The sequence below is a fragment of the Thalassospira sp. GB04J01 genome, assembly GCF_000751115.1.
GTDB lineage: Bacteria > Pseudomonadota > Alphaproteobacteria > Rhodospirillales > Thalassospiraceae > Thalassospira > Thalassospira lucentensis.
This window is the reverse complement of sequence record NZ_CCDX020000017.1, coordinates 109,914-122,808: the sequence shown is the minus strand read 5'-3', so window position 1 is coordinate 122,808 and position 12,895 is coordinate 109,914. Positions and strand designations below refer to the sequence as shown.

Here is a 12,895-nt window from a genome sequence, read left to right as displayed (position 1 = left end):
CTGTCGTTGTTGTAATCAGCAGACCGGGCTTTTGTCCCCTGCCCGATCCGGGCAAGAGACATAGCTCAACGACCAATCAGTCGATTTCTTTAAGCACTTCGCGCAGCGTGCCAAACAGCTGATCAATGTGTGATTTTTCAATAATCAGCGGCGGCGACAACGCAATGATATCCCCGGTGGTTCGGATCAGGATGCCTTTTTCAAACGCCTTCAGGAACGCGTTAAAGGCACGTTTGGTCGGGAATCCTTCGATCCCCTCAAGCTCAATCGCACCGATCAGGCCAAGGTTACGGATATCCTTGACCAACGGAAGGTCGATCAGGCTATGGACCGCATCTTCCCAATACTGGCCAAGTTCCTTGCCCTTTTCATACAGACCGTCTTCTTCATAGGTCTCAAGAGTTGCCATGGCAGCTGCACAGGCAACCGGGTTGCCCGAATAGGTATAGCCATGGAACAGCTCGATCATGTTTTCCGGGCCGGTCATGAAGGCATCATGAATATCATCGGTGGCAAACACTGCCCCCATCGGGATGGTGCCGTTGGTAAGTCCCTTGGCCGTTGTCACCAGATCAGGCTGAACCCCGAAATAATCCACCGCAAACGGCGCGCCAAGGCGCCCGAAACCTGTGATGACTTCATCAAAGATCAACAAGATGCCATGTTTGGTGCAAATTTCACGCAGGCGTTCAAGATATCCCTTTGGCGGGATCAAAACGCCGGTGGAGCCTGCAACCGGCTCGACAATCACGGCCGCAATGGTTGATGGATCATGCAGTGCGCAAATGCGTTCCAGATCATCGGCCAAAAAGGCCCCATGTTCCGGCATGCCGCGCGTCACGCCGTTTTCTTCTGGAAGGTATGTGTGGCGGATATGGTCAACACCACCCAGCATCTGGCCAAATGTTTTGCGGTTGCCAGAAATACCACCCACCGAAATGCCGCCAAAGTTCACACCATGATAGCCGCGCTCACGCCCGATCAGGCGGGTGCGCTGGCCGTCGCCGCGTGCACGGTGATAGGCAAGGGCGATTTTAAGGGCGGTCTCAACCGATTCAGAACCAGAGTTGGTATAGAACACATGATTAAGGTCCCCCGGCATGATCTGTGCCAAACGATTGGCAAGCTCAAACGCCTTGGGGTGGCCCATCTGAAAGGCTGGCGCATAATCCAGCTCGTCCATCTGCGCCTTGACCGCTTCAACGATTTTCGGGCGTTTATGCCCGGCATTGCAGCACCAAAGACCCGCCGTCCCGTCAAGGATCTGGCGGTTGTCATCGGTTGTGTAATACATGCCTTCGGCCGCGACCAGCATACGCGGGGTCTGCTTGAACTGGCGGTTGGCCGTAAACGGCATCCAGAATGCCGAAAGATCATTCGGCCGGCTGATTTTCGTGGTGGCTGTCATAAAAGGTCTCCCGTACCTTTTCGCATTGCTTCCCTGATATCGGTCGGGGGACTTTCCCCAATCGCCGATACCTGACTTCTTCATCCAAACGTATGTTTTTCATCCAGCCCAAAGACCAACGCAGTGACCGAAATGTCGAACATTTTTAATTTGGGGTTGTCCGGCATGCGGACACGCAAAAATCGTTAGCATGAGACACGCCCATGCACTAGAGCTTTAACACCACCGGGGAATTGTTTCGAATTTTCGACCGTCAAATGCCATTTTAGGAACCCTGATTTTTGTTTACGGCGCCTTTTTTCTGTTTATCTTTCATCGGGAGTGTTCGATATTTCGGACAAAACCGACTCTGGAACCCTTTTTCGGGTCCCCAAAACATGACGCGCATAAAAAAGTTTCTTTTGCATATTTAAGGTAGAGGTTATTTTAACCTGACCAAACGGTCAAGATAAATGACGCAAATCAGAGAGCATGAATGACCCCACTTAAAACCGGCTCAAAAACAGACAGCAAGACAGCGGTAAAACCGGCGCAAAACGGGGCACACAAAGCCGCCATTCGCCAGGAAAATGAAGAGCAAATTCTTGCTGCCGCCGAGAAGGTTTTTGCTGATTACGGCTTTAAGGGGGCGACCACCGCACTGATTGCCGAAGTTGCCAACGTCCCCAAGGCAAATGTGCACTATTATTTCAGCACCAAAGAAGCGCTGTATCGCCGGATTATGGAAGACGTCTGTGATCACTGGCTTGAAGCGGCCATGACGTTCGACAACAGTGCAGATCCGGCCATCATCTTGCGCGGATACATCGAAGCCAAAATGGATTTATCGCGCGCCCGGCCCTATGGTTCGCGGCTTTGGGCGCATGAAATCATTCGTGGGGCAAAGTTTTCATCTGATTACATCTCGACCACGGTGAAAAACTGGCTTGATAGCCGCGTTGTCGTCATTCGCGGCTGGATTGCCGAGGGCAAGATGGACCACATTGAGCCCTACTCACTGATGTATATGATCTTTGCCACCACCCAGCATTACGCCGATTTCGGGGCCCAGATCGAGATTTTCAATAATGATCAGCCACTGAGCGAAACCCAATTCGCCGAGGCCAAAGAAAATGTCGTGCGTATCATATTGAAGGGTGTCGGTCTGTAACAACTTAAAGGTGCAGTTGACCACGCAGTTCTCGCTGGGTTTCCACAACACAAACGCAACAAACAAATTGAACTGAAGATGCCCACCGCGCACCCCCAATTACACTAGCTCAAAAAGCCAACATAACCTATGATTGCGACCTCAGAAGGATATCAACCCAGACAGGACATCAGACAAGCGATGCCAAAAGAACAAGAAACCGGATTAGAGGGCAGAGACTGCGTACCGTTTTTCTCGTCTGACAAATACCAAATTGTATTTGAATTTTTTTATTTAGTGGCAATATTCCTAGTCGCAGTTGCTGTAATGATTTTCATGCAATTTTTTTCAAGCGATGTGGGTATGTCACACCCCAACAAGGTCTTTATATTTTCTATACTAGGCGGCTTCTTTGGCGGATGGACGTACGACACAAAGTGGTTTTATCGCGTCACCGCAAGAGGGAAAAACAACCAATATAAATTTAGTTGGCAGCCTCATAAATTCTATTGGAGAGTGCTTACACCGTTTCTCTCTGCAATAGTTGCGTTCAACACATATCTTTTGGTTACCTCTGGCGTTCTTCCGATAAACTTTGCGCACCAAAAATCTGGAATGCTCGCGTTCTCTTTCAGTTTTCTGCTCGGTTATTTTTCGGATCTAGTACTCAGTCGGCTAGCAGCGTGGGCTGAAAAAATTATTCCAAAGGCGTCCGATGCAAAATAATAACTGCAATATATGTGCAGAAATACAATGTGATTACTCTCACATTGACAATATTGACTATATCGAATCAATTAAATGCGGTGAAAACATCCTGTTAGAGACAATTAATTTTTTAGTTATCCCCAGCTTTGGCCCCCTTCATGAATCACACGCCCTAATAGTCACAAAGCAACATAGAAACAATTTTGCTCAATTGAGCAATTCAGAAAAAATAGAACTTTCAGAATTACTTTTGAATATCAAAAAAGCTTACCAAAAAAATCACAAAAATGATCTAATATTCTTTGAAAGTGGTTCAGGGACGATTAGCAATCACTCTGGAAGCTGCATCACACATGCTCATATACATTGCTTGATCTACGATGAAGAATTTGAATCAAAACTGTTAAAAGAACTCACAATGCGACCATTGGATCCATTGTCAGAACTTGATAGCAAGCATGGATACGTTTGGTACTTGAATCCAAATAATCGCGCATTTTATATGAACAATCCCCAGCTTCCTTCACAATTTCTTCGGTATCTTTATTCAACATCAAACGGACGTAATCTCAAGTGGAACTGGAGGCGACACATGAATTACGAACTTATGCATAAAGTAATCTCTGCCTATAAATAAAATCCATAATCAAGCCAAAAGATCCTATTGCATCGGAAAAAGGCGACTGTCCCTTTTTCATACTTATGATCTTTGCCACCACCCAGCATTACGCCGATTTCGGGGCCCAGATCGAGATTTTCAACAATGATCAGCCACTGAGCGAAACCCAATTCGCCGAGGCCAAAGAAAATGTCGTGCGCATTATCCTCAAAGGCGTTGGACTGGACGGATAATACATCAAAGATCGGCTTGAAAGCGCGTCTTGCCCCACTTATGGATAGTTGCAAGCCCCACCCGCGGAACAAACCTATAGCAGCAGATGTTGATATAACTTCCGCCGAGGTCAGAAATGGTGTGCACGCCCCCGCGATCAGGTGCGGTTGGCTTTTTTGACGCTGCTTTATTTGTTGGTGCCTTATTTATTGGCGCCGGGAGTATTTTGTCGATCAGCAGTGCGATTGCCGACGAACCTGACGCACCCAATAATCAAACGACACATTCTGTTGCGATGCAGGGATGCGAAACCATGTCTGTTGGCGGTGCTGAAGGCTGGGAACCGATCACCTATATCGACGAGAATGGCCGGCAGTTGGGCCTTGCCATCGACATCCTTGATGAATATGCCGCGCGACATGGCATCCACCTTGACCTCATGCTTGATATTCCCTGGTCACGATCGATCCAAATGCTGGGTAAGGGTGAGCTTGACGTCATTGCAGGTGCGTATTTCACCAAGGAACGCAACCGCATTTACACCTATAGTGCGCCATTCGCCTTTGACGATGTCATGGTTTTCCAACATCGCCAGAACCGTTTTCCAATGAACAACATTTATGATTTGATCGGCTATCGTGGCGCTCGTCCGCAAGGTGGCAGTTATGGCGATTACATAGATCATTACGCCGAAACCAGCCTTGATATGATCTATTCCCCGACAGGAAACAGAATTTTCGATGTTCTGATCAATGGCCGTGCCGATTATGTGATACTGGGCCGCTATGACGGACTGACCAACCTGTATAAAAACCATCTTGAGGACGTAATTGAACCGGCAGAGCCCCCACTGGCCCGCAACGAAGTGTTGCTGATGTTTTCGCGCCAAAGTCCCTGCGCACAGCATATTGCCGAAATTAATCTGCTGATCAAAAGGTTGAAAGAAGACGGCACACTTGAAAGATGGACAACCGGCCACCTTCGCGGCGTTATGAATGAGACGCCCTCAGACAGCTAACGCATCACACGTTCCTTCAGATGATATTATTTCGGCACTGCCCATTCATCATTTGGTCCCCCTTGTCCAAATTTCCAAATTTGCCGACGCCACTGAGAAATAGCTTTATAACGGGCGTTCAAATCCACTTTAAATTGCAATATATTGGCGACCCAAAGCGGGCATAAAATCAAAACAAAGGGGCGGGCACGATGAAAATCCTGATGGGACCGGTGCTGTCATTTCGCGGTTATGACGCAGCAACAAACCGCTGGAAATTCAGTGCATTGATGGTGACCAAAAACGGGCCACCCGGCGATCTTTTCTTTATCGGCGATGTCCATGTGCCCCCTGCCAGCGCAACGCTTGTTTGGCAGCTTGGCGACCGGGCGGCGTACAGTTTTTCTTTTGACGCCCCACTTTCAGACACCCCGACCACACTGACGTATAGCCCGTCGGAAGACACCTATTTTGATGTTCATCTACCACCCCGCGGCCAAGCACCAAACATGGCCTATGCATCCTGTAACGGGTTTTCATCGCAAAAGGTGATGAAGGGGGTCGAGGTTAAAAACAAGATGTGGCTTGAGATGGCCGGACGTCATGATCAAGCCCCCTATCATCTGATGCTTTTGGGCGGGGATCAGGTCTATGCCGATTCCGTTTGGGAAGTGGTCCCCAGTATCAAGACATGGAACGCCTTACCCAATACCAAGGCCAACAAGGCGACCGTCACCAAACCGATGAAAAGCCAACTCGAAAAATTCTATTTCGATCTTTATACCGAACGCTGGGCCCAGCCCGAAGTCGCGCAAATGATGGCGACCGTTCCGGCAATTTCGATGTGGGACGATCATGATATTTTCGATGGCTGGGGCTCCTATCCGCCCGAACGCCAGAATTGTGATGTGTTTCAGGGCATCGGCAAAATCGCCACCCATGCGTTTGGCGTTTTTCAGCAACATCTATCCCCCGAAACCGAAAAACCTGCCTTCTATCTGGCCCCTGATCATGGATTTTCGGTTGGGCACATTGTCGGCAGTACAGCGATCCTGTCTGTTGATATGCGGTCCGAACGCACCCAAAGACAGGTCTTATCGCCCGATCACTGGGACAAGATATATGACTGGCTTTCCAGCCTTTCCGACATCGACCATCTGTTTGTGATGTCGAGCATCCCGGTCGTCTATCCCGACTTTAATGTGCTTGAAACCTTGCTCGGAGCCGTACCCGGCCAACAGGAACTTGAAGACGATTTACAAGACCATTGGAGCAGCCGAAGCCATAAGGGCGAACGCAGCCGCATGGTCCATCGCCTGTTTAAAATTCAGGAAACCGGCATCCGGGTGACGATCCTGTCGGGCGATGTTCATGTCGCGGCCTTTGGCATGCTTGAAAACAACCGGACCGAATACATTGGTCAGACGCGGGTGATTAATCAGCTGATTTCATCGGCAATTGTCCATCCGGCACCGGGCAAGATGGTGCTGTTTGCCCTGACCCATTTGCTTGATAACGAAAAGGAAATCGATCCGTCGATCATATCGCGGATGGGCACATTCCCCGGCACCAACACCAAGTTTGTTGGCGCCCGCAATTTCCTTAGCCTTGAGCCCGACACAAGCCGGGCCCGCCCGCGCTATTGGGCGCACTGGATTGCTGAAAACGAAGACGAACCCTTTACCAAGGTCATCCATCCGGTGGAAAACGAATTCCCCGTTTGATTGTCATCCCCGGAATAGAAAACGGGCGGACTGGATAACCAGCCCGCCCGCAAGGACAGCTGCATGGTCAGCCGTCCCGTTATTGTCCGTCCGAAACTCAGTCGGATTTTGCCATCACCGTTTCATCGGCCTTGGCCAAAACCGCACTTAAAAGAACCTGCCCACCGGCATCGGACCAGTGTTTATGGACTTCTTCGATTTCGTTATGGGAAATGCCATCGACACACGGGATAAAGATCATCGCGGTTGGGCAAACCTGGGCCAAATAGCACGCATCGTGCCCGGCCCCCGAGACGATTTCCCGCGCCGAGAAACCACCAAGTTCGGCCCCCTTACGCACCGCATCAACACAGGACGCATCAAACGGGATCGGCGCGTAATAGAAAATATTGTCCAATGCGCTTTCAAGCCCGATGTCTTTGGCTATTTTTTCCACACCTTCGCGCAGAGCCTTGTCCATGTCTGACAGTACCGCATCATCGGGGTGACGGAAATCGACCGTAAAGGAAACCTCGCCGGGAATGACGTTGCGCGAATTGGGGTGGATTTGCATCATCCCCACCGTCGCACAGGCCAAAGGCGACCGGTCCAGACCGATTTTATTAACCAGATCAACCACCCGCGCAGCACCCAAAAGCGCATCCTTGCGCGTTTTCATCGGGGTCGGTCCGGCGTGGGCCTCGACACCGATGAATTTGATTTCGTACCAGCGCTGGCCTTGGGCATCGGTAACAATGCCAATGTCCTTGCCTTCGTCTTCAAGGATCGGGCCCTGTTCGATATGGGCTTCGAAATAGGCCCCCATCGGATGGGCATCAATGGTCGGTTCATCCGGCCCTAAATAGCCGATACGTTTAAGTTCCTCGCCCATGGTTTTGCCATCGACATCGGCCCGGCCATGCCCGTATTCAAGATCAAATACCTTGGCAAAGACGCCCGATGACACCATCGCCGGGGCAAAGCGCGATCCTTCTTCGTTGGTCCATGACACTACTTCAATCGGGGCCTCGGTTTCGTATTTGGCTTCATTGAGGGTCCGGATCACCTCAAGCCCCGAAAGCACGCCATACACACCATCATATTTCCCGCCCGTGGGCTGGCTATCAAGGTGACTTCCGATGACAACCGGCGGCAGATCGGGATTTTTGCCTTCGCGACGGGCAAAGATATTGCCCATCTGGTCGACACGGATCGAACAGCCTTCGGCTTCGCACCATTTGATGAACAAATCACGGCTTTCCCGGTCCAGATCGGTCAGCGCCAGACGACACACGCCATCCTTTGCTGTTTTGCCGATTTTGGCCATTTCCATCAGGCTGTCCCAAAGGCGATCACCATCAATCGACAGGTTACGTACACTGGGTTGAACGGTCATTATCTAGTCCTTCTTCCTTAGTCACGTGGCGCTGGTGGCCTGATGGATTATTCCGCCGCGGCCCGCATCGGGTTAAGCGGATGTTCGGGCCATGTCATTGGCGGCTTGTCGGTTTTGACCGGTTCCATGGTGATACAATCAGGGACCGGGCAGATGTGGTAACACAGGTTACAGCCAACACATTCCTCGTCGACCACCTCAAACACTCGCCCGCCTTCGGGCTTGTCGGTCATGGTAATCGCCTGATGGGATGTGTCTTCGCACGCGATATGGCACCGGCCACATTCGATACAGTTATCGGTGTTGATCACCGCCTTGGTATCGTAGTTCATGTTAAGCTCGTTCCAGTCGGCAACCTGCGGGACGGCCGCACGGGTGAACTGTTCGACACTGGTATAGCCCTTGTCGTCCATCCACTGGCTCATGCCATCAATCAGATCGTCAACCACGCGGAAGCCATAGATCATCGCAGCGGTACAGACCTGAACCGCGTTGGACCCAAGCGCCATGAATTCGACCGCATCTTTCCATGTGGTGATGCCGCCAATGCCGGAAATCTCAAGGTTCTTGGTTTCCGGTGTCCGGGCAATTTCGGCAATCATATTCAGCGCAATCGGCTTAACCGCCGACCCGCAATAACCGCCATGCGTCCCTTTGCCATCGACAACCGGCTCGGGGATCATATTGTCGATATCAACCGAAATGATCGAGTTAACAGTGTTAATCAATGACACCGCATCCGCCCCGCCCTTATAGGCGGCCTCGGCCGACCACAGGATGTTGGTGATGTTTGGCGTCAGTTTGGTAAAGACCGGAATATCAACGCTGTCCTTAACCCAGCGGGTGACCTGTTCGACCATTTCGGGCACCTGCCCAATGGCAGAGCCCATGCCGCGTTCGCACATGCCGTGCGGGCAACCAAGGTTAAGCTCAATCCCGTGCACCCCGCTTTCGGCGATCTGCTGGGCAAGGTCCTTCCACACACGTTCCTCAATCGGGGCCATCATTGATCCGATGATGACGTGATCGGGGTATTCTTTGCGGCATTCACGGATTTCCTGAAGGTTCACCGCGAGCGGGCGGTCGGAAATCAGTTCAATATTGTTAATGCCCAAAAGACGGCGGTTTTGATCATGATGCGCGCCATAGCGCGACGATACGTTGATCACGGGCGGATCAATGCCCAAGGTTTTCCAGACAACTCCGCCCCAGCCTGCTTCAAAGGCACGCACGACGTTGTATTTCTTATCCGTCGGCGGTGCGGACGCCAGCCAGAACGGGTTTAGTGAATCGATCCCGGCAATTTTACAGCTTAGATCAGCCATGTTCTCTCTCCCTGTGCTGGCGTTATGCGCTGGCGGTTTTCAAAAATGCATCGATGGCAATCGCGGCCTGTTTGCCGTCCTCGACCGATTGCACGGTCAGGTCTTCGCCACTTTTGATGCAATCCCCACCGGCAAAGACGCCGGGCGCGGTCGTTTGATAGGTGTCATCGACAATGATTTTGCCGCCGGATATCTCCATCCCGGCAAGGTCATCGGTTTTGATTTTTTGTCCGATGGCTTTTAAAATCTGATCGGCGGGAACCTCGAATGTTTCCCCCGTCCCGACCAGCTTGCCATTGGCGTCAAGGTCGGTTTTCTCAAACGACATGCCCATAAGCTTGCCATTGGCCTTGATCGCGACGGGCTTGGCCCAGTAGCGCACAACAACACCGTTGGTTTTGGCCAAATCCTGTTCAAACTCGGTCGCTGACATGTTTTCAGGCCCACGACGATACACAAGGGTGACTTCCGCTGCACCAAGGCGCTTGGCCTGAACAGCAGCATCAATTGCCGTATTGCCCCCACCAATGACGATGACGTTATTGCCAACCGGCATGTCGGATTTTGGTTCGGTCTGACGCAATTGCTCGATGAATTTGATCGCGTCATCCACACCGGGGAATTCTTCGCCCTTAAGCCCAAGATTATTGGTTGATCCAAGGCCAACACCAACAAACACCGCGTCATAGGAATCTTTGAGTGCCTGAAGGTTGATGTCCGTGCCAAGCGCCTTGCCATATTCAATGCGAATGCCGCCAATACCGAGCAAGAATTCAACTTCGCGCTGGGCAAAATCATCGGTCATCTTATAGGCAGCCAAACCATATTCATTAAGGCCGCCCGGCTTTGCCTTGGCTTCAAACACCGTCACATCGTGGCCCAGCATGGCGGCCCGGTGCGCGCACGATAGTCCGGCGGGACCAGCACCGATAATGGCAATCTGTTTGCCGGTTTCAGCCGCCCGTTTGAACGGATGGGGCAAATCACGCGCCATTAAATGATCAACGGCAAAGCGTTGCAGGCTTCCGATTTCAACCGCGGTGTCTTCGGCGACATTGCGTACGCAGGCTTCTTCACACAGAACCTCGGTCGGGCATGCACGGGCACAGGTGCCGCCCATGATGTTGGCCGACAAAATGGTTTTGGCCGCACCGTCGGGATTGGCTGTGCTGATTTTGCGGATGAAGCTTGGAATATCGATTGATGTCGGGCATGCGGTGACACATGGCGCGTCATAGCAATACAGGCAGCGATTGCTTTCTGCCATGGCCTGTAGGGTGGAATACGCCGGATGCAGATCGGAAAAACCGTCATCGGTGTGGCTGTCTGCAACACTGTGGTTCGCACCGGATTTCTGGGCTTGCTTGGCCTGCAAGATGGTCATGTGTTTTGTCTCCCTGCCTAAAAGGCGTCCTCTCCTGACGTCATCGAGAGACAAAACAAGAATGCAAATACGGATCGACCAACAGCCAAAATGATGACCCCAAAAGCGGGATCAGGATGGATTTATGGCGTTACGCGGACGGGCGGGCCCGACCAACTGTTGATCTTCACGTACGGACATTCTTGGCGTATCCGTCCGACATTCGCCGGACTGTTTCCCAGTATTTGATCTGCCGCGTCTTTATGTTTTCGGGTTTATCCCCGGTTGAGTACGCGTGCAGATGCCTCTCTCTGACAGATACAGCATGTCCAATCCTGATCATTTGGTCAAGATTAAAAATGCGAATTCTTGTTTGGCCCCGAAAACACCTGAAATTTCCCCGAAAACCGGCGATCTACACCGTTCGTTCCCCACCATAGTCAGCCCGCCTAAGTTGGGTCATCCCGCTGATTTGGCGATATTTTTACTGGCTATCACGCGATCAATTACAGTAACGTCATATGGGTTATGTCCACTTCGGAACGCTTTAATGACACACCAAGATGATGCAACGCACACCCCGCCCGACCGGCAACCGTCGGTCCGTGCCGTTGCCATGCCTGCCGACACCAACCCGACAGGGGATATCTTTGGCGGGTGGCTGATGTCGCAAATGGACCTCGCAGCGGGAACAGCTGCCGCACGGCGTGCAGGTGGGCGTACCGCGACCGTGTTTGTCGACAGCATGTCGTTCCTGCGCCCTGTCCATGTCGGGGATGAAGTATCGATTTTTACCGATATCACCCATGTGGGCCGCACGTCGCTTCGCATCAATGTCGAAGCCTGGCGTCAAACGCGGTTTGAAGAAACGTCCCAGAAAGTCACCGAAGGGGTGTTTACCTTTGTCGCCCTTGACGAACATGGCCAGCCCCGCCCGCTTGATCCCAAGGCCGACGATCAGGCCTGATCAATCGGCGGGCTTTGCAAATAGGCCACTAGCAATTCACCCACCGCGACAAAACTGTCGATATGGGCGCGTTCATGCCCGTGCGATGCATCCAGCCCAAAACAAATAAGGGACGCCCGTGTGTCGTACCCGGCTTCAAGCGCGGATGCGACGTCACTGCGATAAAATTTAAACACATCGCGGGAATGCTCGATGCCGTTTGTTTCACATAGACCCAGTAAATGACGGTTTAGCTTGCGGTCAAACGGGCCTGACATATCCTTCATCGCAATCGTCACACCAAACTCGCTGGTGTTCTGCCCTGGTGCAAAGGTGCCGTTATCAACCGCGACCAGTTCGGCAATATCGTCGTGCAGGATATGGGGTGCGCCAAGGCCGACTTCCTCGGCAATGGTAAACAGGACATGGCACTCAACCGGCAAGGACGCCTGCCCGTTGACCACGGCACGCACAGCCGCAAGCACGGCGGCCACCCCGGCCTTGTCGTCAAGATGGCGCGACACGACAAAGCCGCTGTCGGTAAATTCGGCATTGGTATCAATTGCCACCATATCGCCGACATGAACGCCAAGGGCACGCACGTCATCACCATTGGCAATGCGGGCATCCAGACGCAGTTCAAGCTGTTCCCACGTTACCGGCTGACTTTCAATTTCGGTGTTATAGGTATGCCCCGATGCCTTGATGGTCAGGATCGTGCCCCGAAACGTCTTGCCGCCATCGGCATAGACCGTCACCCGCGCACCTTCGGCAAAGCGCGACGACCAATGACCAATCATGGTGACTTCCAGGCGGCCATTATCCTTGATCTGTTTGACCATGGCGCCAAGGGTATCAAGATGCACCGCCACCGCCCGATCCGGGCTTTTGCGTGCGCCGGGCAAATCGGCCCGGATGGCACCACGTCGGGTCAGCTCAAACGCAATCCCCATGTCGCGCAATTCATCGCAGACAAATGCCACCGCCCCGTCGGTCATGCCCGTCGGACTATCAATCGTCAGAAGCTTCGCCAGAACAGCACTCAGATATTGGCGGTCGATATGGGGAGCTGTCATGATAATCGTCCT

General features: G+C 52.0%; 11 protein-coding genes. 6 read left to right on the top strand and 5 right to left on the bottom strand.

Annotated elements, in window-relative coordinates; all coding sequences use genetic code 11:
- Positions 1 to 76: 76 nt before the first annotated feature.
- The gene (locus AMM48_RS18490; RefSeq protein ID WP_102785267.1) at positions 77 to 1,408 is read right to left on the bottom strand and encodes an aspartate aminotransferase family protein; all 1,332 of its coding nucleotides are present in this window, start codon (positions 1,406 to 1,408) and stop codon (positions 77 to 79) included.
- 475 nt (positions 1,409 to 1,883) lie between these two features.
- On the opposite strand from AMM48_RS18490, the gene AMM48_RS18485 reads away from it, so the two are divergent.
- The 5 genes from AMM48_RS18485 (at position 1,884) to AMM48_RS18460 (ending at position 6,798) form a co-directional block, all read left to right on the top strand.
- On the top strand, positions 1,884 to 2,558 hold the full coding sequence (locus AMM48_RS18485; RefSeq protein WP_102785266.1) for a TetR/AcrR family transcriptional regulator: 675 nt from the start codon (positions 1,884 to 1,886) through the stop codon (positions 2,556 to 2,558).
- 180 nt (positions 2,559 to 2,738) lie between these two features.
- A complete protein-coding gene (locus AMM48_RS18480) occupies positions 2,739 to 3,263 on the top strand; it encodes a hypothetical protein (protein WP_102785265.1) in 525 nt (174 codons plus the stop codon).
- Positions 3,264 to 3,947: 684 nt separating this feature from the next.
- Positions 3,948 to 4,097, top strand: a complete 150-nt coding sequence (locus AMM48_RS18470; RefSeq protein WP_244271301.1) for a TetR family transcriptional regulator C-terminal domain-containing protein — start codon at positions 3,948 to 3,950, stop codon at positions 4,095 to 4,097.
- A 293-nt stretch (positions 4,098 to 4,390) separates the two neighbouring features.
- Positions 4,391 to 5,095 (top strand): transporter substrate-binding domain-containing protein, encoded by a 705-nt coding sequence (locus AMM48_RS18465; RefSeq protein WP_244271300.1) that lies wholly within the window; start codon positions 4,391 to 4,393, stop codon positions 5,093 to 5,095.
- 191 nt (positions 5,096 to 5,286) lie between these two features.
- Positions 5,287 to 6,798, top strand: a complete 1,512-nt coding sequence (locus AMM48_RS18460; protein ID WP_102785262.1) for an alkaline phosphatase D family protein — start codon at positions 5,287 to 5,289, stop codon at positions 6,796 to 6,798.
- Between the two features lie 97 nt (positions 6,799 to 6,895).
- Here AMM48_RS18460 and AMM48_RS18455 read toward each other — a convergent pair whose 3' ends face one another.
- From AMM48_RS18455 to AMM48_RS18445, 3 genes are read right to left on the bottom strand one after another with little or no spacing between them, the layout of a single operon-like run.
- Positions 6,896 to 8,173: a Zn-dependent hydrolase gene (locus tag AMM48_RS18455; RefSeq protein WP_102785261.1), complete on the bottom strand. Its 1,278-nt coding sequence runs from the start codon at positions 8,171 to 8,173 to the stop codon at positions 6,896 to 6,898.
- 47 nt (positions 8,174 to 8,220) lie between these two features.
- Entirely contained in the window at positions 8,221 to 9,498 is a 1,278-nt protein-coding gene (preA, locus tag AMM48_RS18450; protein WP_102785260.1) for an NAD-dependent dihydropyrimidine dehydrogenase subunit PreA, read from the bottom strand.
- 22 nt (positions 9,499 to 9,520) lie between these two features.
- Positions 9,521 to 10,882 carry an NAD(P)-dependent oxidoreductase gene (locus AMM48_RS18445; RefSeq protein WP_102785259.1) on the bottom strand — a complete coding sequence of 454 codons (1,362 nt, stop codon included), beginning with the start codon at positions 10,880 to 10,882 and terminating at the stop codon, positions 9,521 to 9,523.
- A 529-nt stretch (positions 10,883 to 11,411) separates the two neighbouring features.
- On the opposite strand from AMM48_RS18445, the gene AMM48_RS18440 reads away from it, so the two are divergent.
- The gene (locus tag AMM48_RS18440) at positions 11,412 to 11,828 is read left to right on the top strand and encodes an acyl-CoA thioesterase (protein WP_102785258.1); all 417 of its coding nucleotides are present in this window, start codon (positions 11,412 to 11,414) and stop codon (positions 11,826 to 11,828) included.
- Here the strand turns inward: AMM48_RS18440 and AMM48_RS18435 are convergent.
- Entirely contained in the window at positions 11,819 to 12,883 is a 1,065-nt protein-coding gene (locus AMM48_RS18435; RefSeq protein ID WP_102785257.1) for an osmoprotectant NAGGN system M42 family peptidase, read from the bottom strand. The two genes, AMM48_RS18440 and AMM48_RS18435, sit on opposite strands and share 10 nt — an antisense overlap.
- Positions 12,884 to 12,895: the final 12 nt, after the last annotated feature.

What these genes read in the sequence shown, in the direction of transcription:
- AMM48_RS18465 (WP_244271300.1), top strand. Translation starts at nt 4,391, where the DNA reads ATGTCTGTTGGCGGTGCTGAAGGCTGGGAACCGATCACCTATATCGAC.
- AMM48_RS18455 (WP_102785261.1), bottom strand. Translation starts at nt 8,173, where the DNA reads ATGACCGTTCAACCCAGTGTACGTAACCTGTCGATTGATGGTGATCGC.
- AMM48_RS18490 (WP_102785267.1), bottom strand. Translation starts at nt 1,408, where the DNA reads ATGACAGCCACCACGAAAATCAGCCGGCCGAATGATCTTTCGGCATTC.
- AMM48_RS18460 (WP_102785262.1), top strand. Translation starts at nt 5,287, where the DNA reads ATGAAAATCCTGATGGGACCGGTGCTGTCATTTCGCGGTTATGACGCA.
- AMM48_RS18480 (WP_102785265.1), top strand. Translation starts at nt 2,739, where the DNA reads ATGCCAAAAGAACAAGAAACCGGATTAGAGGGCAGAGACTGCGTACCG.
- AMM48_RS18445 (WP_102785259.1), bottom strand. Translation starts at nt 10,882, where the DNA reads ATGACCATCTTGCAGGCCAAGCAAGCCCAGAAATCCGGTGCGAACCAC.
- AMM48_RS18440 (WP_102785258.1), top strand. Translation starts at nt 11,412, where the DNA reads ATGACACACCAAGATGATGCAACGCACACCCCGCCCGACCGGCAACCG.
- AMM48_RS18485 (WP_102785266.1), top strand. Translation starts at nt 1,884, where the DNA reads ATGACCCCACTTAAAACCGGCTCAAAAACAGACAGCAAGACAGCGGTA.
- AMM48_RS18470 (WP_244271301.1), top strand. Translation starts at nt 3,948, where the DNA reads ATGATCTTTGCCACCACCCAGCATTACGCCGATTTCGGGGCCCAGATC.
- AMM48_RS18435 (WP_102785257.1), bottom strand. Translation starts at nt 12,883, where the DNA reads ATGACAGCTCCCCATATCGACCGCCAATATCTGAGTGCTGTTCTGGCG.
- preA (WP_102785260.1), bottom strand. Translation starts at nt 9,498, where the DNA reads ATGGCTGATCTAAGCTGTAAAATTGCCGGGATCGATTCACTAAACCCG.